This window comes from Pandoraea faecigallinarum, assembly GCF_001029105.3.
GTDB lineage: Bacteria > Pseudomonadota > Gammaproteobacteria > Burkholderiales > Burkholderiaceae > Pandoraea > Pandoraea faecigallinarum.
Window position 1 is genome coordinate 3175191 of the sequence record NZ_CP011807.3, and the last position, 17920, is coordinate 3193110.

Consider the following 17920-nt stretch of genomic DNA (forward strand, 5'->3'; position numbering starts at 1 on the left):
GAACGCGCGCACGGGGTAAACGTTAGTTCCTCCCAGCAATAGAGAAGGTGTCAAACGCTCCTAATGGTGAGTTTTTGTCGAGCACTACCATGACTTCACCGTGAACAGTGTTTGCGGGCAGTCAGACAAAAATTCTCAGGAGACATGGCATGCTTCACGACCTTCCCGCACGTCCCGACACGGTGCATTGGGGCTATTTCGACGCCACGCAGAAACCGGCGCTGACCATCAAGAGCGGCGACTTCATTCGCGCCGAGGCGGTCACGCATCACGCAGGCGACGCGCCCGAGCTGATGATGGACGCCGCCGTTCGCGCCATCTACGACACAATTCCCCACGAGGATCGCAACCCCGGCGTGCACATCATGACGGGGCCCATCTACGTGGAAGGCGCGAAGCCGGGCGACATGCTCGAAGTGCGCTATCTCCAGATGATTCCGCGCTTTCGCTTCGGCGCGAACGTGGCCGCCCACTGGGGGCAACTCTACGACGATTTCCAGAAAGAACGCGTCACGATCTACGAACTGGACAACAGCTCGAACACCGCGCACGCGCTGTATGCCTTCGACTACCCGGGCAAGCTCACCACACCGGGTAAGGTCGTCGATCATCGCGAGTGCTGCAAGCAGCCCGCGCTGGCCGGTGTGCGCGTACCGGTACGCCCTCACCTCGGCACGGCAGGCGTTGCGCCCGACGCGCATGGCCGTGTGACCACGGTCGAGCCCGGCCTGCACGGCGGCAACATCGACAACTGGCGCATCGGCGCGGGCGCCACGATGTATTACAAAGTGCAGGTCGATGGCGGTCTGTTCTCCATCGGCGATCCTCACATCTCGCAAGGTGACGGCGAGATCAGCGGCACGGCCATCGAAGCATCGCTCAATGTGCTCTTCCAGGTGGTGCTGCGCAAGGATTTCGAGTTCCCGTCGCCGCTGCTGGAAACACCCGACTGCTGGATCGTGCACGGCTTTCACGAGGATCTGGACGAAGCCGGCAAGAACGCCGCACGCGACATGATCAAGCTGCTCACCGACCAGCAGGGCCTGTCGCGCGACGACGCCTACTCGCTCATGAGCGTGGCGGCCGACTTCGGTGTGACGCAGGTCGTCGATGGCACGCAAGGGGTGCACTGCACCATGCCTCGCGGCATGTTCCCGCCGAAGTCGTCGGAGTCGTCGAAGTCGTGAGCCGGTTCGGCGGCGCCCCGTAACGCGTTGGCGCCTCCATCGCCAGCCAACGCATTTTCCGTGGTTTCCGTGGTTTCCGCAGCAGGTTCGGTGCCGGGCGAGTGACCGGCACCGCTCTCATGTCGTCTCACATGTCGTCTTGCCAGCAGGAGAGACTTCCATGCAATACGTCTACGTCGGGCGCAACGAGCTTGTCGCCCTGATCGTCGGATTGGTGACGGGCACGCTGTACTCATGGCTCAATCTGCCCATTCCGGCACCGAATGTCCTCGGCGGCATCTTCGCCATCATCTTCACGTATCTCGGCTATCTGATCGTCAACGCATGGCGTCGCTCGGTCACTTTCGGGCGTCCGCCGTCCGGTGGCGCGAGCGGTGCCGGTTCGTCGTACCCGGCCCGTTCGGCCGGTCGGTCCTGAGGAGCCCGTCATGGTCGAAATCACCCTTGGCGCGACCGAGTTGCAGGCCGCGGCGGTCGGACTTGTGACTGGCGTGCTTTACACGAGCGTTCGCGCGCCGATTCCCGCACCCAACGTCCTCGGCGGCATCTTCGCTATCGTGGGCACGTTCGTGGGCTTCGCATTCGTTGCGGCGATGCGCGGACAGTTACACTTTGGCTAGTGCATTTGCCACGTTCGCATCATTGACATTCACCGTTGCGCGGCCGTCACTCACAACGGCCGCGCACGGCTGTCATTGTCACGACTGAAGGAGGCCGGGTTTTGGATCGCGCGCATTTTTCCACCGAATCCTACGCTCAGGACCAGCGCGGGCCTGCATGGCAAGCCCGCCTGCTCGACGCGCGACTGCATTTTCGCGCCCCCTCGCCCAACGGCCTGAACCCGCCGCTGCACGGCACCCTGCTCACGCATCGCACACCGGGCGGTATCGAACTTTCCGTGATTTCGTCCACACCGCAGACCGTGTCGGCACGCGCGGGCGGCGAGCGTGGCTTTTTGCTCATCCTGCTGCTCGACGGACAGGCCGAACTCGCCAGCACGGGCGCACGCAACGGTGAGACGCTATGCACCGGCGACATCGCATGCATTCCGGGCACCCAGAGCGCCGATCTCATCGCGAGAACGCCGTTCCGGCTGATTTCGGTGCACGTGCGGCATGCCTTGATCGCGCCGCGGCTGGGTAGCGCGCCGCCATCGCAGGCGTGCAAATTGCCCGAGCGCGTGTCGCGCCTGTTCGGCGGCCTGCTGGGCGGCCTCGCCCTCCAGCTCGAAACGATGCACGAGGCCGACGCGCACGCGCTCGAACCCGTGGAGAGCGTCATTCTCGAATGCCTGGCATCGGCGCTCTCGGCAGTCAAACCGCAGGCGGCGACGAATCTTTCGACGTCGCGCTCCATTGTGTTCACGCGTATCTGCCACCGGATTCAGGCGCGTCTGGCCGAGCCTGATCTCTCGCTTTCGGCCATCGCCCGCGACGAACACGTGTCGGATCGCTATTTGCGAAAGCTCTTCGAAGACGCCGGCCAGAGTTTCTCGTCGTATCTGCGCAACAGTCGCTTGCAGCGCTGCCATGCGGATTTGCAAAACGCTGCGTACGAGCAGTTGTCCGTCTCGGACATCTGTTACCGCTGGGGCTTCAACGATCCGTCGTACTTCAGCCAGGCCTTTCGCGAACGCTTCGGCGTGTCACCCAAGGCGAGCCGCGATCAGGCGTTACGCGAGCGTGCGTTGCCCGAGCGCTCGCGCATCTCCCGGGGGCATCCCGACGTGCCCGCCGGTCTCGCCCATCTGCCGCATCTGCGGCTCGCGCCGGAGATTGCCTCACATGCCACTCGTGCCGCTCATGCCGGCTTCCCCGCGCGCGACGCCGCGCCCGGCGAGGCCACATTGCACCATGCGCTGCCGCATGCGACGGGACGGCATCACTATCTGCGTGCCACGCGCGACTCGGTGCATTGGGGCTATCTCAGTCACGACATTGCGCCGGTGCTCACGGTTGCATCCGGCGATACGGTGACGATCGAGACCCTGACCCAGCATGCGACGGACGACTGGGAGCGCATGGTTCAGGGCGATCCGGGCGCGGAAAGTGTGTTCCACTGGACCGCGACACAGAAAAACGTCGACCGGCGCGGGGCGGGGCCCATGGATGCCTCGGTCTACGGGCGCGGCGCGGGCGAAGGCTTCGGCGTGCACATTTGCACCGGCCCCATTGCCGTTGAGGACGCCATGCCGGGCGACGTGCTGGAAGTGAGAATTCTGGATCTGCGCCCCCGGCCGAGCGCCAACCCGGCGTACGCGGGCAAGGCGTTCGGCAGCCACGCGTCGACATGGTGGGGCTTTCACTATCAGGACATGCTCACGCTGCCGCGCGAGCGAGAAGTCGTGACAGTGTTCGAAATCGATTGCCGCAAGGCGGACGGCGAAGCCGACGACGAAGGGAGCGACGTCGCACGCGCGATCTACAGTTTCCGATGGACGCCGCAGCGGGACCCGTTCGGCGTCGTGCATCCGACCATCGACTACCCGGGTGTGCCGGTCGATCACACGCGCATCACCAAAAACTTCCGCACACTCAAACACGTGGAAATTCCGCTGCGCCCTCACTTCGGCGTGCTGGCGGTGGCCCCGGCGCAGGACGGCCTGATCGATTCGATTCCGCCGTCGAGCTACGCGGGCAATCTCGATAACTGGCGCGTCACGCGCGGCGCGAGCGTCTTTCTCAAGGTGGCCGTGCCCGGCGCCCTGCTCTCCATCGGCGATCCGCACGCCTCGCAGGGCGACGCCGAACTCGGCGGCACCGCCATCGAATGTTCGCTCACCGGCAACATTCAGCTGGTACTTCACAAGAAAGCGGCCATCGAGGCGAACGCGCCTTATGCCGACCTGACATATCCGCTCGTCGAGACGCCGACCGAGTGGATCATCCACGGCTTCAGTTCGCCGAATCACCTCGCGGAACTGGGGCAAAAAGCGCAGAGCCAGATTTATATGAAATCGACACTCGACAGCGCGCTGCGCGACGCCTTCCTCAAGGCGCGGCGCTTTCTCATGCAGGTCAAACGCCTGACCGAAGACGAAGCGACCGCCATCCTGTCGGTCTCCGTCGATTTCGGCATCACGCAGGTCGTCAACGGCAACTGGGGCGTTCACGCCATCATTCGCAAGGGCATGTTCACCGATTGAGCGCGGACCGGGTGCGGCGCCTGCGGGGACTCATGGCAAATTAATCGCCACATCGGCAAATCGGCTGCCGGTACCTTGGTGTCCAAGGAGCGTAAATGAAGCCGGAGGCTCGTCTTCGCTATGCCCGGCGCATGGCGCCTGTGCTGCGGTGGCTCGCCACTCATCCGGATAGCGAAGATCTGTCTGCCGGTGAAGTGAGTGCGAGCAAGGCCTGCGCCTGAGCGCGCGCATCTTGCGTGACCGGATGAAAGGCGAACGGCATCGCTGTCGTCAGCCCCTGCAAGAGCTTGCGTGAACTGCGCGTGTACGCCGGGTCGTAATGCCGCGTGACAAGCGCCTCCGAAAGCGCACGCAGCTCGCCGCTCTCGAGCAACGTCAACCACTGCTCGACGACTGCCCTGCCATGCAACGGCACGAGACGCAGCAACTGCGCGCGAAAGTGCTCTGGCTGCGCCAGCAAATGGCCGTACTCCTGCATCAGGAGTTCGACCCGCTCGTCGATGGGGACGTGAAGTTCGACGCAGCGCGGCGTGCCGCGTATCGATGCCATCAACGATTCGGGCAAGGTAATGAGGCCGATGCGCCGGCTCTCCGCTTCCACGAAAACCGGACGTTGCGGGTCTAACCCGCGCATTGCGCCGATCAGCGACGTATCGAACCACTTCTGCGAGGGCTGCGGTGCGTCCGGCATGGCCCCGAGCAACGAGCCGCGGTGCACGGCGAGGCCTTCGAGATCGAGCGTCTGGGCGCCCACCTCCGCCAGCGCATGCAGCAAGCGCGTCTTGCCGCTGCCGGTGTGACCGGCGAGCACGATGTAATCGAACGTCGGCGGCAGCGTCTGAAGCGACGTCACCACGTCGGTGCGATAGGTCTTGTAACCGCCTTCGAGCTGACGGGCGCGCCAGCCGATCATGTTCATCATCAGCGTCATCGACGCCGAGCGCATGCCGCCGCGCCAGCAATATACGAGCGGACGCCAGTTGCGCGGGCGCTCGGCAAATACCGTCTCGAGATGCCGGGCGATGTTGCGTGCGACCATCGCCGCGCCCTCGCGCGAGGCATCGAACGGCGAGACCTGCTTGTACATCGTGCCAATGATCGCGCGCTCTTCGTTGCTCAGCACCGGGGCGTTCGTCGCCCCGGGAATGTGGTCGTCGGCAAATTCGGCAGGCGTGCGAACGTCGATGATTTCGTCGAATTCGCCAACGCTGGCGAGCGGGACACGGAGGTGATTCATTTCGCCCCCGCCGCCAGTGAGTCGCAATGCGCGCCGTATGGCGTGCGCGAGGTGGCGGGGACCGCCGGGCTGCGCGCATCGTCGCCGAGATCGGCCCGCACCCGTGCGGCGCGGTCGATCATGCGGGTTGCGGCTTCGGCGTCGCCCGCGCCGCCGAGCGCCAGCGCATAGTCGTCGAGCAATTCGGCGTAGGCGTACGGGGCTTTGCGCGCCGCCTCCAGACCATCGAGGGTGGACAGTGCCTGCCCGAAATACCGGACCGATGCGTCGAAGCGACGTTGCACCAGCGCAAGGCGCGCCAGTTCGACCAGCGCCGGATAGCGATAGCGGGCCGTCAGAATATCGAGATCGTAAGCCTGACTCAGCTCACGCTCGGCTTCGGCGTAGTAGCAGGTCACGCCGAGCGCGCGTCCGTAGTCGTAATGGATGGCGGCGCGTTGCGCTGCGGGCCAGCCGGACTGGTCCGCCACGAGTACCGCCTGCCCGAAAGCGCGGCGCGCGGTGTCCCAGTCGCCACGCACTTCGGCAGCGCCGCCCTGCGCGGCATAGTCGGGACCCGGGGGCCGGGGGGCCGGGGTGCTGCACCCAGTAGCACTCAATACGCCAGCCAACGCGCATACCATGGCCAGCCTCGTCAAAGATCGAATCATCGGGAACCGTAAGACTGCGGGGAAAACTGCCGGAAAATCTCTGTCGCGGGGCACTTGCGCCCGCGCTCGCCCGACAGGATACCGCGTCGCCCCCGAACACCCCAACGACGACACCCGGTGAGCGAGTTGTTCACGGGCGCAGGGCAAAAACCGTGCGCCGGTCGCAATTGCCTCGCCACGCTTGTCCGGCAGTATGGGAACTGCCTTGCAGGCCCGCCCCAAAACCGCGATGATCGGGCATCCCTTGCGCAGCATGCGACGAACTGCGCGCCCCTCAGGAGACACACCATGCCACGCAGTACCGCCGAAAAACGCGCCGCGTTTCGCGAACTCCATCTTGCCGGCTGCTTTGTGATCCCCAACCCGTGGGACGCAGGCAGCGCCAAATATCTCGAACATGCCGGCTTTCAGGCCATTGCCTCCACCAGTTCCGGTTTCGCCTGGTCGACGGGACGCCCCGACAACGGTGTGACGCGTGACACGGTCCTCGCCCACTTGCGCACCCTGGTCGAGGCGACCGACCTGCCCGTGAACGCCGACTTCGAGAGCGGCTTCGGCAGCACGCCCGGCGAGGTGGCCCAAAGCGTGAAAATGGCGGTGGCGACCGGTGTGGCCGGCCTGTCCATCGAAGACGCCACGGGCGACGACAACGAGCCGCTCTTCCCCATCGACGAAGCGGTCGCTCGCCTGAAGGCCGCGCGCCGCGCCATCGACGAGACCGGCGGCGACACGTTGCTCGTGGGTCGGGCCGAGAATTTCTTCGCCGGCGTGCCCGATCTCGACGACACGATCAAGCGCCTGCAAGCGTACGCCGAAGCCGGGGCGGACTGCCTTTACGCGCCGGGTATCCAGTCGACCGACCAGATATGCGCGGTGGTCTCGGCCGTCTCGCCGAAGCCGGTCAACGTGCTGATCGGCGCCACCTCGCCCTTTACCTTGCAGACACTCGCCGACCTCGGTGTGCGCCGCGTGAGCGTGGGCGGCGCACTGGCCCGTTCGGCATGGGGGGGCTTCATGCATGCGGTCCAGGCGCTGGCGCAGGGCCGCTTCGACGGCTTTGACGGAGCAGCCAGCGGGGCTACGCTCAACGCGCTGTTCCGGCAAGGTGAATGACCGTTGACTTTTCGTCGATAGACGTTGCCGCCACCGCGCGACGACAATGCGCTCACACTCGATCACGCCGGCGTACCGCGTCGCACAGCCTGCCTGGCGGGCTTCGCGAACGATGAGTCCGGCGTCTGTCCACGATGGAGCGCTCCATGAATTCCCTGCACGACACCTTTGCCATTCCCACGCCGCTCGGCGCGCCACTGCCCAAGCCCCGGGTGTTCGATAACGTCGAAGACGAACGCGCCGACCGGAAGCTGCGCCTTGCCGTGGCGTTTCGCATCTTCGCCCGCTTCGGCCTCGCCGAAGGCATTGCCGGTCATATCACGGTACGCGATCCCGAGTTTCACGATCGCTTCTGGGTGAATCGCTACGCGCAGCACTTCTCGTCGATTCATCCCGATGACCTGATTCTGGTCGACGAAGCGGGCGGACTGCATCATGGCGACGGGCCGGTCAACGCCGCCGCCATGGCGATCCACGCCGGTATTCACGCCACCCTGCCCCATGTGACGGCGGCCGCACACACGCACACCACACATGGGCGCGCCTTCTCCGCGCGCGCCCGGGCACTCGCGCCCATCAATCAGGAAGCCTGTCTGTTCTTCGAAGATCACGTGCTGTTTCGCGGCGACGTGCTTGTGCTGGGGGCTGAAGAAGGGCGTCGCATCGCCCGGACGATGGGTCACAAGCGTGCGGCCATACTGCTCAACCACGGCCTGCTGTGCGTCGGCTCCTCGGTCGACGCTGCCGCCTATCGCTTCCTCGCGATGGAGCGATGCGCCCAGGTTCAGCTGCTCGCCGAAGCGGCCGGCCCGCTGGAGGTGCTCTGCGACGCCGAAGCGCGCGAAGTGTTCCGTCTGCTGGGATCGGACTACGTGGTGTGGTTCGGCTATCAGGGGCTCTACGAACAGGTACTGCGCGAGTGCCCCTCGCTCACGTGCGTGCGCTGAGATAGGTATCGACGGCGCCGCGCAACCAGGCGCCGAACTGGCGCAACGGCTCCCAGTCCCGACGCTGCGCCGGATACGAGAAGTAGATGGTTTGTGGATTGGCGAGCGTATGCGGATGGGCTTGCACCAACGCGCCGCTGGCCAGTTCGCGCTCGATCAGCACACGCGGGAGCAGCGCCACGCCCAGCCCGGCGAGCGTGGCATTGATGGCCATGATGAACATGTCGTAACGCTGTGCGCTGCGCAGCGGCCTGATCTCCAGGGGGGATGTCAGGCCTTGCGAAGCGAACCAGTCGTCCCACACTCGCGGCAGGTCGCGCGGACAGATCCACGATTGCGCGGCGATCTGTTCGAGTGTCATCCAGGCATGCGACGTCTGGCTCGCAACCAGCTGCGGCGACGCGACGAGCAAGAGCGAATCGTCGGTAACGAGCGCGGTGCCGGGCATGCCGGGCCACAACCGTGTGCTGAAGTAGATCGCGGCGTCGAATGCGCAGTCGTCGAAAAAAACAGGCTGATCGCGCCCGAGAATGTGCAGGCGGACGTCTCGTATGCTGGCGTAGAAATCGTCCAGCCGCGGGATGAGCCATTGCGCCGCGAACGTAACGCCGACGGCGATTTCCAGTTCGGTCTCGTGCCCGTGCCGCACGACGTCCAGCGTGTCGCGCCGGATCTGGTCGAGATGCACGCGAATGCGCTTGGCGTATTCGGCCCCTGCGGGGGTAAGCACCAGACGCTGCCTGACGCGCTCGAACAGCGCCACGCCCAGATGCTTCTCCAACTCCCCGACCCGCTTGCAGACCGCGCCATGCGTGAGCGCGAGCTCCTGCGCGGCAGTGGCGAAGTTCTGATGGCGCGCGCTGGCCTCGAAGGCCTGCAACGCCGAGAGGCTGGGCACGCCCAGACGCATGATGGCTCCCGCGGGAAAACGATGTTGCCCGACAGTCTATGCGATGCATCACGCCGACACAAAGCGGCGCGCCCGGCGCGCGAAGCGAAGCGCTTACTCGACGTGCGCCACGCCACCGGCGAGCACCACGCCGCCCGGCACTTCCTTGGGCAGTGCCCACGACATCCAGCGCGTGCGCAGTGCCACGACCAGCAGGAACGCGAGCGCGGCCAGCGCGCCGAAAGTGGCGAAGCCCATCTGATAGCTGCCCGTCGATTCCTTGGCCATCCCCATGATGACCGGCAGATAGAAGCCGCCGATGCCGCCCGCTGCGCCGACGATGCCCGACATCAGCCCCGTCTTGCCTTGCCAGCGTTGCGGCACCAGCTGGAACGTGGCCCCGTTGCCCAGACCGAAGCACAGATAGACCAGCACGAGCAGCACGATGCCGGCCCCTTGCGGCGGCATCCATGCCGCGAAGACGAAGTCGATGATGGAGATGGCGGCCAGCAGCAGCACGAGTGCGCGCACCCCGGAGATGCGATCGGCAATCAGTCCGCCGACCGGGCGCACCAGCGCGCCGAGAAACGCGAGCAGCGACATGAACAGTCCCGCTTCGAGACGCGGCATGCCGTAGAGCGAAATCAGGAGCGTGGTCACATACGACGACATCCCCACGAAGCCGCCGAACGTAATGCTGTAGACCAGCATGATGACCCACGTGTCGCGCTCGCCGAGGACACCGCGATAGTGGCGCGGCAGCACGGCGATGGCGAGCAGTGCGCCCAGCACCGGCAGCAGCAACACACCCGCCTTGCCCTCGCCGAAGGCGCCCGCATGCACGCACAGCACGAGCGCAACGAGACCGAACACCGTGACGAAGAAGCTCGAGAACGCACGCGGTGCGTTGCCCGACTTCACGCCCTGATCCTTGGCCCAGAACACCAGTGCGAGTGCGCTCAGGGCAAGCAATGGCAACGCCGCACCGGCCGCACGCGCCCAGCCGTAGTGCTCGGCCAGCCCCGGGAACATGAAACCGTCGAGCACGGCGCCGACATTGCCCGCAGCGGCGAGCCCGAGCACCAGTCCCTGCACCTTGGGGGGATAGTTGCTGCCGGCCATCGGCAGCGCAACCGCGAAGCTGGCGCCGCCCACACCGAGAAACACGCCCAGCACGAGCAGCAGCGTGTACGACGGCGTGCCCGGCATGAGCAACAACACGACCGACGGAACGGCCGACAGTGCGAGCCCCATGAGGGCGATCTTGCGGCCATCGAAGGCCTGATAGAGATTGCCCAGCGTGACGCGCAGGATCGCCGCGCCAAGCACTGGCACCGCCACGAGGAACCCGGTCTGCGCGGGCGTCATCGCAATGTCCTTGCCGATGAACGGGGCCAGAGGGCCGAGCATCACCCAGACGGTAAAGCCGGTGTCGAAGTAGAGAAAACACGCAACCAGCGCGCGCCAGTTGCCACTTTTCAACGATTGCGTGAGCGAGCTCATGGATACCCTCGTGTTCGTATGCCGAAAAAAAAGCGTCCCGAAGCCGCGGTCTGACGACAGACCTTTGGCTTCGGGACGCCGTTGCCCCGAAATCCCCGCTTTCGCGGGGCCCTGCATGCGGTGCATAAAATTCGCTTGTCTTCACTCGGCCGCCGTTGGCCTTATGCAAGCGTAAGCAATTGACGTGCCAGGCGGGCGGCATGCCCGGGGAGAAATGCGACGAATGTCCGCACCGCGGGGCTTCGCGGGAAGTGCGGCGAACGGGGGGGTGGTCCCGAAAGGCCGCACCGGCAACGGCGGCGTCGGCAGCGATGGCGTGCTGCATGGCATGGCAACGGGCACAATGCCGCATCGCGATGCGGCGGCGCACCATTAGCGTGCGCCGCAGTGGCGACGCGCCTGGCCCCCGCGCGGGTGCAGTCCCGCACGGCGACTATCGAGGACTTGCTCCAGAAGGGGCGACGTTTCCCGATAGTCCGGCGGACTACAGTTCGTGCAAGATCCGGCCGTTAAGCCAGACAGGCCGGCTGCCGGCACGAACGACGGCGCTCGGCGACAACAACATTCCGGGAAATCTCGCGTGTATCGCATTCGTCTTTGTCTGATGGCAGCCGTGCTCGGCTTGCTGCCCATCGCCTCCAGCTTCGCCTCCCCGACCGCAACGCCCGCCAATCCGCGACTCAGTCAGGAAGCCCTGACGGCGCAGGTCGACGCCGCATCACTTGCCAAGTATCGCGAAATCGTGGCGACCTTCGACACCGCGATACGCGTGCATCCGGGCGACGCGACGCTGGCGCTCGCGCGCTGCCAGTTCATGCAGAATTACTCGTGGTCGGAGGATCTGCATTGGACCGAGCAGGCGCAAGCGGATCTGGGCGCGTGTCAGCACGCGCTGAAAGACAAATTCGGCGACCTCCCCGAGGTGGCGCTCTACGTGCTGCAAAGCACCTACGGCAAGGCGGCCATCGAGCAAGGCTCGGCGCTCGAACCCAAGGCGGCGCACTGGGCACGGCCGGATCGCGCCCGTCTTCACGCCGCACTCGCCAACGCCTACGAGGCCACGCAGGACAAACGCAATGCGGGCAAGCATGCCGTGCAGGCCGCGGAACTGTCGCCCGACACGCCCGTGCTGCTGCTCGCCGTTCGCCATCTCGCCGCGACGGGCGAGAAAGCGCGGGCGAGGCAACTGTTGATGGACGCCCCGGTGCCGAAACTGCCCTGGCTGGCCAACGCTCGCATCAACACAGCGCACGACGTCCTGCCCGGCACCACGGCGCGCGATCTGCTGCTGCGCATGCAAAAGGCAGGACTGAAGATCGATCCGTATACGAGCGCGCGCGCCTTGCTCCAGGCGGGCGACGCCGCGGGTGCGCTACGCGCCCTCCCGGAGATCAAACCGGACGCGCCGGAGAGCGCGCAAAGCCGCGCGCTGCGCCTCACGGTGGCGCTCGCCGCCGGCGACGGCAATGCGGCGGCGAGCGCGATCCGGTCCTCGCTGGAACACGAGACGAACAACCGCTGGCCGCTCGCGCAATCGTACGCCGTGCTTCTGACCATCGATCCGCGTGCGGCCATGCATCCCGCCTTCGCGGTGCTGATGCTCACGTTGCTCCTTGCCGGTTTGTCCATCGCACTGCTGCCCGGCCTGCTGATGTTTCCCGTGCACTATGTGGGCACGGTGCGCGCTCGCAAGGCCCGCCCGACGCTCGCCGTTTTCGAGGGCATCGGCCTGCGCCACGCCTGGTACGGGCTGGCCGTGTTCTGTCTCGCCACCTGGGCGATTCCGGTGTTCATGATCGGACAGATCGTTCCGGCACGCCCCGGCGCGACGCCGGATTTGCAGGAGTTGCCGTCGAGGCTCGCCATCGCGCACGTCGTCACGCTCGGCATCGTCTCGCTGTTGCTCTCGGGCACCGTCCGGAAGTTCGGATGGAGACAGTGGCCCGGCTACGGCGAATGGAAAGTCCGCTGGTTCCTCTGGCCCGGCTTGTTGCTGACGATTGCGGCGCTCAGTGCCTGGGTAGTGGCGCGGCACGCCACGCCGGGCGCGGCCGACAGCCCGCTGTGGAACGAAATCCTAGTGCACGGGGCAAAGCAGCTGGGTGGCCCGTGGTTCGCCTTGCTGATGGTCGCGGTGGCGGTCCCCATCGTCGAGGAGTTCGTTTTCCGGGGCTGCCTGCTGGGCGGGCTAACCCGGCATATGAGCTTCGCCGCCGCGAACCTCTGGCAGGCCGTGATCTTTGCGTCGGTGCATTTCGACGCCCGGCATTTCCTCTTTTTCGTGGTGTTCGGCGCGACGACCGGCTGGCTCGCAAGGAAGACTCACGGGCTGGCGGTGCCTATCGTCATCCATGCGATCAACAACGCCATTTTCGTGACCATGGTGCTGTCTCGTTAGCCGCACGGCGAAATGCCGGAGGTCACGGCGGGACGGCGGGACGGCCGGACGGGGCAGCGTGAGCGATAATCGGCTCACCTGTTGCCCTGCCCCGTCCGGAATTTGCCCATGAACGCCAAGCTTTTCCCGCATCTGATCCGCTTCCACCCACGACTGCTCATCGCCGTTGTGATCGGCGTGCTCGCGGGGTGGTTCGTGCAGGTCTTCGTGAACGGCGAGTTCACCCTCGTCACCCGCGTATTGATCGGCTGGAACGCAGGCGCGTGGTCGTATCTCGCGATGATCTGGCTCATGATGGTCACGGCGCCCAAGCGAAGCATCGAGCGCTTCGCCGAGCAGGAGGACCAGAGCGCCGTCATCGTGCTGTCGGTCGTCAGTCTGTCGGCCATTTCGAGCGTGGCCGCCATCGTTCATATTCTGGCGAGCGCAAAGGCCGGTGGATCGACACACGCGCCGGAACATGTGCTGTTCGCCGCTGCGACGCTCATCGCCGGCTGGCTTCTCGTGCCGACGATCTACACGCTCCACTACGCCCGGCTCTACTTCACCGATACCGAATCGCCCTACGCGCTGGCATGGCCGGACCGCGACTGCGATCCGGATTACTGGGACTTCCTGTACTTCTCCTTTACCATCGCCGTCGCTTCGCAAACCGCGGACATCGCACTGAAGTCGCGCCGCATGCGGCGCACGGCGCTCGCACAGGCCATTCTCTCGTTCTTCTTCAACCTGGCCGTGCTCGGCCTGTCGATCAATATCGGCGCCGGATTGCTCAGTTGAGGCCGGCGGTCTCCCTGCGCGTGGACACCGCGACACGACGTCGCACGGCCTGCGGACATAAATCCATTTAGAAACATACAATTACCGCATGACCACCCGGTGCCTGAGGCCGCGTCAATGCGCCACATGTGACGACTTGTCACGCGTGCTGCGTCGCAACAATGTCTAATATGCATGCAAAAGAATGGTGAAATCCCTTGATTATCACCATACAAGACAGGGTTAAATTGCATACATAGAGTGCATCATGACTGCCGTTCCGGAAGCTCTCGACCTCGCGCGCCTGCAATTCGCGTTCACGGTCTCGTTTCATATCGTTTTCCCCGCCGTCTCCATCGGTCTGGCGAGTTTCATCGCCGTGCTCGAAGCGCTCTGGCTCAAGACACGCCAGCAACACTATCTCGACCTGTGCCGCTTCTGGTCGAAGGCCTTCGCGGTGTGCTTCGGCATGGGTGTGGTCTCCGGCGTGGTGATGGCCTATCAGTTCGGCACGAACTGGTCGGGCTTCTCCAGCTTCGCCGGCGCGGTCACAGGGCCACTGCTAACTTACGAGGTCATGACGGCCTTCTTTCTGGAGGCGGGTTTCCTCGGCATCATGCTGTTCGGCTGGAACCGCGTGAGTCCCCGGGCGCACTTCGCCGCAACGCTGTGCGTGGCCATCGGCACACTGATTTCGACGTTCTGGATTCTCGCGTCCAATAGCTGGATGCAAACGCCGCAGGGCTACGAGATCGTCGACGGGCGCGTGGTCGTGCAGTCCTGGCGGGATGTGATCTTCAATCCCTCCTTCCCGTATCGGCTCGCCCACATGAGTATCGCGGCCTTCGTGGTTGCCGCCCTCGTCGTCGCGGGCACCGGGGCCTGGCATCTGCTGCGTGGCCGTCGCGACCCGGCAGTCAGAACGATGTTCTCGATGGCGATGTGGCTGCTGCTGATCTTCGCGCCGCTTCAGGCATTCGTGGGCGACCTGCACGGACTGAATACCCGCGAACATCAACCGGCGAAGCTCGCCGCCATGGAAGGACTGTGGGAGACGAAGACCGGCGGCACGCCGCTCAATCTGTTCGGCTGGCCCGACATGGACGCCGAGACCACGCGCTACGCAATCGAGGTGCCGCATCTGGGCAGCCTGATCCTCACGCACAGCTGGGACGGTGAAGTGCGCGGCCTGAAGGAATTCCCCAAGGACGAGCGCCCCAACGTGCCGCTGGTGTTCTGGAGTTTTCGCATCATGGTCGGCCTCGGTCTGGCGATGATCGGTGTGGCGCTCGCGGCTCTGTGGCTGCGCCGCCGGGGCACGCTGTTCACCTCGCGCAAGTTCGCGCGCATCGTACTGGCCCTCTCGCCGACCGGTTTCATCGCGCTGCTTGCCGGCTGGGTGACCACCGAAGCAGGGCGGCAGCCGTGGGTGGTGTACGGCGTAATGCGCACCGCCAACGCGATGTCGCCTGTCAGCGCGCAGCAGGTGCAGGTCTCGCTGCTGGTGCTCGTGCTCGCGTACTTTCTCGTGTTCGGAACCGGCGTCTATTACCTGCTGAAGATGCTTCGCGGCGGACCGGGGCTGCCGGAGGTGCCTAACCCATCAAAGAGAGAGTTCTCATGGATCTGACCTTAGCCTGGGCCGCCATCATCGCGCTCGGCCTGTTTCTCTACGTGGTGCTCGACGGCTTCGACCTCGGCATCGGCATTCTCTTTCCGTTCTTCCCGCACGCGCATGAACGCGACACGATGATGAACTCCGTCGCGCCGGTCTGGGACGGCAACGAGACGTGGCTCGTGCTCGGTGGCGCGGGCCTGCTCGCCGCCTTCCCGATGGTCTATTCGGTGCTGCTGTCCGCGCTGTACCTGCCGCTCGTGCTCATGCTCGTGTGTCTGATCTTCCGCGGCGTGGCGTTCGAGATTCGCGGCAAGTCGCGCCGCACGCGCCAATGGTGGGATCTCGCCTTCATCGGCGGATCGGCCGGTGCAACGTTCTTTCAGGGCGTGGCGCTCGGCGCTTATCTCTCCGGCATTCCGGTCGAGAACGGACAGTTCGCCGGCGACGCGTTCGCCTGGATCACGGCGTTCAATCTCTTCACGGGGCTGGGCCTGCTGGTGACGTACGCACTGCTCGGTGCCTGCTGGCTGATCGGCAAGACCGAAGGCGATCTGCAACGCCGTTTGCGCGTGCTCGCGTGGCCGCTCACGATGGCGCTCGTCGCCACAATGGGTGTCGTGTCGCTGTGGACGCCGCTGCGATTGCCGCTCGTGGCCGAGCGCTGGTTCGACGACGCCTGGTTCTGGCGCTGTCTGCCGGTGCCGTTCGCCGTGGCCGGCGCGACGTTCGCAATGCGCCGCGTATTGCAGCGCGCGCACGACGCCACGCCCTTCTGGCTCGCCATCGGCCTCGTGTTTCTGGGCTACAGCGGCCTGCTCGTCAGCGCATATCCGTATGCGATTCTGCCGGGCATCACGCTGTGGGACGCGGCGGCTCCGCACTCCAGTCTGTCGTTCACGATGTGGGGCGCGGCCTTCATCATTCCCGTGATTCTCGCCTACACGATGCTGGCTTACTGGGTCTTTCGCGGCAAGGTGACGCACGATGCGCACTATCACTGATCCCGTACGCCCGGGCGTGCGCCGGCAACGCCCGTGCGCTTCGCGCGCGCCGTGGCGGCAAACGTTGATACGCTGGGGATGGTTCGTCACGCTCTGGTGTGCCGGTGTGGCAGGTACGGCCCTGCTTGCACTACCATTCAAACTCATCATTGCCACTGCCAGATAGGAGGCAGCTTATGAATCGGCTTTCATATCCGGACGTGAAACGCATGGGAGGCGCAGCGGCCGTTGCCATGACGCTCTTCACCGGGTTGGCCGCTGTGGCGCATGCGCAAGGCATGAGCGTTTCGTCCAGCGCATTCGCCGACAACGCTCTGCTGCCGGCGATTCACGCCGGTGCGGGCGACTGCGGCGGGACCAACACCAGCCCGCCCCTCGAATGGAAGAACCTGCCGCAGGCCACGCGCAGCGTCGTCATCAAGATGACCGATCCGGACGGCGCGAAGGGCGGCGGTGTCGTGCACTGGATTGCCTACAACATCCCGGCATCGGTGCTTTCGCTGCCCGCAGGCGCGGGCGACAAGTCCGGCGATCAAATCACGGTCGGCAAGAACGTCAGCGGAGCGGCCGCCTACCGTGGCGCCTGCCCGCCGGTCGGCGACACGCCGCATCATTACGTCATCACGGTGACAGCCACCGACCTCGACCCGGGGCGCTTGCCACCGGGACTCGACGCCGCAGGCCTCGCCGTCGCCCTCGCGGGACACACGCTGAACGGTTCGACGATCGTGGCGCGCTACGGCCGCTAGAGACGCCAGGGCCACAGCCGCCACTACGGTCGTATGCCCTGCGATCACTTGTCCCGTGCCAGCGCAAGGAACTCCGTGCGCAATGCGAGATTGGGCTGCAATTCGCCGAGCATCGCAGACGTCACCGTCTCTTCGCCCGCCGTGCGAATGCCACGGCTTTCCATGCACATGTGACGGCACGACACCACCACACCGACCGCCTTCGGTTGCAGGTGCGTCATCAGGGCTTCGGCGACCTGCGTCGTGAGGCGCTCCTGCACCTGCAAGCGTCGCGCGAAGCAATCGACCAGACGTGTGAGCTTCGACAGGCCGACGATCTTGCCGTTGGGCAGATAGCCGATGGTTGCCTTGCCGAAGAATGGTGCGAGATGATGCTCGCAATGGCTGTAGACGGGAATGCCGCGCACCACAATCAGTTCGTTGTATTGTTCCGCGCCGTCCTCGAACACCTTGAGGACTTCGGCCGGATCCTGTTCGTAACCTGCCGTCCATTGACGCCACGCTTTTTGTACCCGCGCCGGCGTCTCGTGCAGGCCGGGGCGGTTCGGATCTTCGCCGATGTGTTTCAGGAATCGCTTCCAGTCGTTTTCGTCGAACGTGTCGTGAGACATATCAATCAAGCTCCCTTGCATGGGTCCGCAGCGCTGCGCCGCTGGTACTCGCGCATCCCCGCACCGCCGGACATGTGCGCACAATAGCAGAGACTCTCACTGACCGCATGACG

The 17920-nt window shown here is 65.1% G+C and carries 17 protein-coding genes; 12 read left to right on the forward strand and 5 right to left on the reverse strand.

All coding sequences use genetic code 11. From position 1 onward, the window contains the following. Window positions 1–149 precede the first annotated feature (149 nt). The 4 genes from AB870_RS13810 to AB870_RS13825 all read left to right on the forward strand — a co-directional run bounded on the left by AB870_RS13810 (window position 150) and on the right by AB870_RS13825 (window position 4332). Window positions 150–1187 carry an acetamidase/formamidase family protein gene (locus tag AB870_RS13810; protein ID WP_047905149.1) on the forward strand — a complete coding sequence of 346 codons (1038 nt, stop codon included), beginning with the start codon at window positions 150–152 and terminating at the stop codon, window positions 1185–1187. Between the two features lie 160 nt (window positions 1188–1347). Then, on the forward strand, window positions 1348–1605 hold the full coding sequence (locus AB870_RS13815; protein ID WP_047905150.1) for a XapX domain-containing protein: 258 nt from the start codon (window positions 1348–1350) through the stop codon (window positions 1603–1605). A 10-nt stretch (window positions 1606–1615) separates the two neighbouring features. Next, window positions 1616–1807, forward strand: coding sequence for a DUF1427 family protein (locus AB870_RS13820; protein ID WP_044456262.1), 192 nt, complete (start codon window positions 1616–1618; stop codon window positions 1805–1807). 101 nt (window positions 1808–1908) lie between these two features. After that, a complete protein-coding gene (locus tag AB870_RS13825; protein ID WP_047905151.1) occupies window positions 1909–4332 on the forward strand; it encodes an acetamidase/formamidase family protein in 2424 nt (807 codons plus the stop codon). Window positions 4333–4492: 160 nt separating this feature from the next. Here AB870_RS13825 and mnmH read toward each other — a convergent pair whose 3' ends face one another. Next, a complete protein-coding gene (mnmH, locus tag AB870_RS13830; RefSeq protein ID WP_047905152.1) occupies window positions 4493–5569 on the reverse strand; it encodes a tRNA 2-selenouridine(34) synthase MnmH in 1077 nt (358 codons plus the stop codon). Continuing rightward, a complete protein-coding gene (locus AB870_RS13835; protein ID WP_157112322.1) occupies window positions 5566–6192 on the reverse strand; it encodes a tetratricopeptide repeat protein in 627 nt (208 codons plus the stop codon). Before AB870_RS13835 ends, mnmH begins: the two co-directional genes overlap by 4 nt. A gap of 315 nt (window positions 6193–6507) precedes the next feature. Between AB870_RS13835 and AB870_RS13840 the strand changes: the two genes are divergently transcribed. Beyond that, on the forward strand, window positions 6508–7332 hold the full coding sequence (locus AB870_RS13840; RefSeq protein WP_047905154.1) for an isocitrate lyase/PEP mutase family protein: 825 nt from the start codon (window positions 6508–6510) through the stop codon (window positions 7330–7332). Window positions 7333–7478: 146 nt separating this feature from the next. Further along, entirely contained in the window at window positions 7479–8279 is an 801-nt protein-coding gene (locus tag AB870_RS13845; RefSeq protein WP_047908198.1) for a class II aldolase/adducin family protein, read from the forward strand. On the opposite strand, the gene AB870_RS13850 is transcribed toward AB870_RS13845, so the two are convergent. Together AB870_RS13850 and AB870_RS13855 are read right to left on the reverse strand one after the other, a co-directional pair. Beyond that, window positions 8263–9189 (reverse strand): LysR substrate-binding domain-containing protein, encoded by a 927-nt coding sequence (locus AB870_RS13850; protein ID WP_047905155.1) that lies wholly within the window; start codon window positions 9187–9189, stop codon window positions 8263–8265. The two genes, AB870_RS13845 and AB870_RS13850, sit on opposite strands and share 17 nt — an antisense overlap. A 93-nt stretch (window positions 9190–9282) precedes the next feature. After that, window positions 9283–10671 (reverse strand): MFS transporter, encoded by a 1389-nt coding sequence (locus AB870_RS13855; RefSeq protein WP_047905156.1) that lies wholly within the window; start codon window positions 10669–10671, stop codon window positions 9283–9285. Between the two features lie 223 nt (window positions 10672–10894). Between AB870_RS13855 and AB870_RS26380 the strand changes: the two genes are divergently transcribed. The 6 genes from AB870_RS26380 to AB870_RS13880 all read left to right on the forward strand — a co-directional run bounded on the left by AB870_RS26380 (window position 10895) and on the right by AB870_RS13880 (window position 17196). Continuing rightward, window positions 10895–11047 (forward strand): hypothetical protein, encoded by a 153-nt coding sequence (locus AB870_RS26380; protein ID WP_157112323.1) that lies wholly within the window; start codon window positions 10895–10897, stop codon window positions 11045–11047. Between the two features lie 204 nt (window positions 11048–11251). After that, entirely contained in the window at window positions 11252–13069 is a 1818-nt protein-coding gene (locus AB870_RS13860; RefSeq protein WP_157112324.1) for a CPBP family glutamic-type intramembrane protease, read from the forward strand. A gap of 108 nt (window positions 13070–13177) precedes the next feature. Beyond that, the gene (locus AB870_RS13865) at window positions 13178–13849 is read left to right on the forward strand and encodes a DUF1345 domain-containing protein (protein ID WP_047905157.1); all 672 of its coding nucleotides are present in this window, start codon (window positions 13178–13180) and stop codon (window positions 13847–13849) included. A 247-nt stretch (window positions 13850–14096) separates the two neighbouring features. Continuing rightward, window positions 14097–15458 (forward strand): cytochrome ubiquinol oxidase subunit I, encoded by a 1362-nt coding sequence (locus AB870_RS13870; protein ID WP_047905158.1) that lies wholly within the window; start codon window positions 14097–14099, stop codon window positions 15456–15458. After that, window positions 15449–16447, forward strand: coding sequence for a cytochrome d ubiquinol oxidase subunit II (gene cydB, locus AB870_RS13875; protein ID WP_047905159.1), 999 nt, complete (start codon window positions 15449–15451; stop codon window positions 16445–16447). Before AB870_RS13870 ends, cydB begins: the two co-directional genes overlap by 10 nt. Window positions 16448–16623: 176 nt before the next feature. Then, window positions 16624–17196 carry a YbhB/YbcL family Raf kinase inhibitor-like protein gene (locus AB870_RS13880; protein ID WP_157112325.1) on the forward strand — a complete coding sequence of 191 codons (573 nt, stop codon included), beginning with the start codon at window positions 16624–16626 and terminating at the stop codon, window positions 17194–17196. Between the two features lie 44 nt (window positions 17197–17240). Here the strand turns inward: AB870_RS13880 and folE are convergent, their stop codons facing one another. Then, window positions 17241–17807: a GTP cyclohydrolase I FolE gene (gene folE, locus AB870_RS13885; RefSeq protein WP_047905160.1), complete on the reverse strand. Its 567-nt coding sequence runs from the start codon at window positions 17805–17807 to the stop codon at window positions 17241–17243. Window positions 17808–17920 lie beyond the last annotated feature (113 nt).

Excerpts from the sequence above, each read along its gene's own strand:
- AB870_RS13810 (WP_047905149.1), top strand. The coding sequence starts at position 150 with ATGCTTCACGACCTTCCCGCACGTCCCGACACGGTGCATTGGGGCTAT.
- AB870_RS13815 (WP_047905150.1), top strand. The coding sequence starts at position 1,348 with ATGCAATACGTCTACGTCGGGCGCAACGAGCTTGTCGCCCTGATCGTC.
- AB870_RS13820 (WP_044456262.1), top strand. The coding sequence starts at position 1,616 with ATGGTCGAAATCACCCTTGGCGCGACCGAGTTGCAGGCCGCGGCGGTC.
- mnmH (WP_047905152.1), bottom strand. The coding sequence starts at position 5,569 with ATGAATCACCTCCGTGTCCCGCTCGCCAGCGTTGGCGAATTCGACGAA.
- AB870_RS13835 (WP_157112322.1), bottom strand. The coding sequence starts at position 6,192 with ATGGTATGCGCGTTGGCTGGCGTATTGAGTGCTACTGGGTGCAGCACC.
- AB870_RS13840 (WP_047905154.1), top strand. The coding sequence starts at position 6,508 with ATGCCACGCAGTACCGCCGAAAAACGCGCCGCGTTTCGCGAACTCCAT.
- AB870_RS13845 (WP_047908198.1), top strand. The coding sequence starts at position 7,479 with ATGAATTCCCTGCACGACACCTTTGCCATTCCCACGCCGCTCGGCGCG.
- AB870_RS13850 (WP_047905155.1), bottom strand. The coding sequence starts at position 9,189 with ATGCGTCTGGGCGTGCCCAGCCTCTCGGCGTTGCAGGCCTTCGAGGCC.
- AB870_RS13855 (WP_047905156.1), bottom strand. The coding sequence starts at position 10,671 with ATGAGCTCGCTCACGCAATCGTTGAAAAGTGGCAACTGGCGCGCGCTG.
- AB870_RS26380 (WP_157112323.1), top strand. The coding sequence starts at position 10,895 with ATGTCCGCACCGCGGGGCTTCGCGGGAAGTGCGGCGAACGGGGGGGTG.
- AB870_RS13865 (WP_047905157.1), top strand. The coding sequence starts at position 13,178 with ATGAACGCCAAGCTTTTCCCGCATCTGATCCGCTTCCACCCACGACTG.
- AB870_RS13870 (WP_047905158.1), top strand. The coding sequence starts at position 14,097 with ATGACTGCCGTTCCGGAAGCTCTCGACCTCGCGCGCCTGCAATTCGCG.
- cydB (WP_047905159.1), top strand. The coding sequence starts at position 15,449 with ATGGATCTGACCTTAGCCTGGGCCGCCATCATCGCGCTCGGCCTGTTT.
- AB870_RS13880 (WP_157112325.1), top strand. The coding sequence starts at position 16,624 with ATGAATCGGCTTTCATATCCGGACGTGAAACGCATGGGAGGCGCAGCG.
- folE (WP_047905160.1), bottom strand. The coding sequence starts at position 17,807 with ATGTCTCACGACACGTTCGACGAAAACGACTGGAAGCGATTCCTGAAA.